Genomic DNA, 3,184 nt, shown 5'->3' with positions numbered 1-3,184 from the left:
GGCCGCCACCGACGGCGTCCAGCAGACTCGCCAGCGGGTGGTCAGCGCGGACGCGTCGCCGGTGCCGGCCACCTGGACGGGCTCGCCGTAGCCGACGCCGCAGACCTCGAGGCGCTGCAGCAGCGTCTCGCGGCGGCGGTCCAGCGGGGAGCGCAGCGGGTCGAGCCGCAGCTCGCGGGAGTCCGGGTCCTCGGGGGCGGGCAGGCGCAGCTCGGCGAGCCCGGCCTCCACGGACGGGCCGAGCCCGGAGCGCGGGGTGCCGGGGGCGGTGCGGCCGCGCTCGGTGCCGACCAGCACCGTCTCCAGCGCGCGGGCCAGGGCCCGGCCCCGGCCGAGCGGTTCGCCCTGGCCGAGCACGGTGGTGACGGCCTCCAGCAGCTCGCCCCGGCCGGGGGCCGGCAGGGCGCGCAGCCGGGCCAGGTCGCCGGCCAGCCGCAGGGTCTCGGCGGCCTCACCGGTACCGGCGGGGTGGCCGGCCGCCCGCAGCTCGCGGCAGACGTCGGTGATCGCGCGGGCGGCGGCCGCCTGCACCAGGTCGGGGTCGCCGCCGGCCTCGAGGACGGCCTGCTGCCAGCGCGGGTCGCGGATGCCGGCCGGGTAGCCGGAGCGGGAGTCGAGCAGCCCGAAGGTGTAAGGCACCAGCGAGGTGGTGACGGCTCCGTCCGCCTCGGCTTCCGGTCCGTCCTCCTGAGGCGCCGTCAGTGCGGGYACCGTCAGGGCGGGCCCGTGAAAGGCGCCGACCAGCACGGCGACCCGCCGCCCGCCGGCCCCGGCCCGGGCGATCACCCGGCGCATGTGCGCCTCCCGGGCCAGGTCCTGTGCCGGGACGCCGCCACGCTCGGCGGTGTCCCGGCGCAGCGCCCAGCCGACCGCGAGCGCCGCCCGCCGGACGGCCTCCGGGGTGCTGCCCGGCGCCCGGACCTCCACGCTGCGGTCCCACAGGTCGTCGCCGTCCCGGCCGGTGCCGGTGGCGGTGAGCCCGTCCGCGTAGCGTGCGGGACCCGCTGAACCTGACGACGCGTCGGCGGCCCACCCCGGGGCGCCCATCGGCAGGTCGCAGCAGAGCACCTCGACGCCGTGCGCGCGGGCCCAGCGGATCGCGGCCAGCTCCGGGGAGAAGTCCGCGAACGGGTAGAAGCCGAGCCGCCCGTCGGCGTCGGCCCCGGCGAGCGCCACCGGCGCCTTGGTGCCGGGGTCGGCGAGGTGGGGCAGCCAGCGCTGGAAGTCGGCCGGCAGCTCGATGCAGAGCACCTGCGGGTCGGCCGCCGCCAGCAGCGCCGGGACCACCGCGGCCAGCGCGGGGCTGTGGTGCCGGACGCCGATCAGGTACGGGCCTGCCGGGTCGGTGAGCTGTGCCAGGGCGTCGCGCGGGTCGGTCTGAGTGGTCGTCACCGCAGGTTCTCCCGCAGGTCCCAGAGGCGGCGCCACAGGGCGGAGCCGTCCTCGGCGCGGCGCCGCACCGGGCCGTCCCAGTAGCCGAGCAGGCGGGCGTGGTCGGCCGGGTCGTCCTTGCGGACGGCGCCCAGCAGGTGACCGGGCATCAGGTCGAGGGCGTCGCCACCGGCCAGGTAGGCGCGGGCCAGCCCGAGCGAGGCCGCGACGTGCACGGCCTCGGCGGTGGACATCACGGTGCCGGGCCGCTCGACGTCCCAGCCCTCGGCGGAGCGGCCCGTCCGCAGGTCGCGGAAGACCGTCACCAGGGCATCCAGTACGGCGTCGTCGACGCCGAACGCGGCGCCCGCCCGCTGGACGGCGGCTGTGGCCTGACCCCGGACCAGCTCGGTCTCGGCGGCCGCGTCGGCGATCGGGTGGACGGTCTCGAAGTTGAACCGCCGCTTGAGCGCGGCGGACATCTCCGAGACGCCCCGGTCGCGCAGGTTGGCCGTGGCGATGACGGTGAAGCCGGGCGCGGCGGGCGCGGTCGCGTCCGGGGTGCCGGCCAGCTCGGGGATGCTGACCCGGCGGTCCGAGAGGATCGACACCAACGCGTCCTGCACCTCGGGCAGACAGCGGGTGACCTCCTCGATCCGGGCCACCCGGCCGCTGCGCATCGCGGTGAGCACGGGTGAGGCGACCAGGGCCTGCGGGGTCGGGCCCTGGGCGAGCAGCAGCGCGTAGTTCCAGCCGTAGCGGAAGGCGTCCTCGGTGGTGCCCGCGGTGCCCTGCACGGTGAGTTCGCTGGTGCCGCTGACGGCGGCGGCCAGCAGTTCGGAGAGCATCGACTTGGCGGTGCCGGGCTCGCCGACCAGCAGCAGGCCGCGTTCGCCGGCCAGCGTGACCACGCAGCGCTCCACCAGGGCCCGCTCGCCGACGAACTTCGGCGCGATCACCAGCTTGGCGGGCAGCGCGCCTTCGCGGCGGCGGGCCGGGGTCAGGGTCAGGGTGTCCGCACTGCCGCAGACGAAGGTGACGACCGCGTTCGGGGTGAGCGCCCAGCCGGGCGGGCGGGGGCCGTCGTCGTGGCCCCCCCCCCGGCCGGACGGCGGGTCAGCGGCGCCGGGTGCGCTTGACCTTGAGCTGCTCGAAGCGCGGCGGGTCGCCGTCCAGCACCCGCTGCCAGGCCCGCCGGAACAGCGCGGCGGCCGGCTCGGCCGGGACCACGGTGCCCAGCGGGGTGCCCGCGCCGGCGAACTCACCGAGCAACGGCACCTTCCAGGTCTCCAGCGGCAGGTGCGGGGAGCGGAGCTCCGTCCAGCCGCCGGGCAGGAACAGCGAGCGGCCGGCCCGGGTGCGGGCCCCCGACACGACCAGGTCGCCGGCGGCGAGTTCGGCCCGCGCCGCCTTGAGGCGGGCCGGCCGCCAGCCCGTCCAGCGGGCGGTGTGACGGTCCGTCGGATCGGGCAGCGCCAGCAGCATCAGGTACAGCGTGGCGGCGTCCGCCCCCAGGCCGTGCGCGGCCGACACCTCGGCGACCAGGTCGGGCACCGACCGGGACGCGTCCTGCGGCCACCAGGTGCCGTCCTGGTCGCGCTCCCCGGCCACCGGCTCCCCCGGGTCGGTGAGCAGCTCGGCGAAGGCGTCCGACGCGGCGACGCGCAGGGCGGCCTCGGCCGGGAACGGCCCGTCCTCGCCGGAACGGAGCGCCGCCAGGTACGGATCCTGGCCGCTCGCGTCCAGCAGGCTGGTGCGGATGCCAGGCGCGGGCCGGTCGTCGTGGGKGGGCATCAGCACGGCGCCGTACCGC

At 78.0% G+C, this 3,184-nt stretch carries 1 protein-coding gene and 2 pseudogenes; all 3 read right to left on the bottom strand.

The features are described 5' to 3' along the window. Positions 1–1,392 (bottom strand): DUF5682 family protein (locus tag ACXJMZ_RS37055; RefSeq protein ID WP_457034390.1); only part of this gene is annotated, 1,392 nt, incomplete at its 3' end. Continuing rightward, positions 1,389–2,462, bottom strand: a pseudogene (locus ACXJMZ_RS37050) (ATP-binding protein); the annotation flags it as partial. The gene ACXJMZ_RS37055 and the pseudogene ACXJMZ_RS37050, both read right to left, overlap by 4 nt. Positions 2,463–2,487: 25 nt before the next feature. Next, positions 2,488–3,184, bottom strand: a pseudogene (locus tag ACXJMZ_RS37045) (DNA-binding protein); the annotation flags it as partial.

This window comes from Kitasatospora sp. P5_F3, from assembly GCF_054049135.1.
The sequence above is the reverse complement of the archived record's forward strand: the minus strand, read 5'-3'. Positions and strand labels throughout refer to the sequence as shown.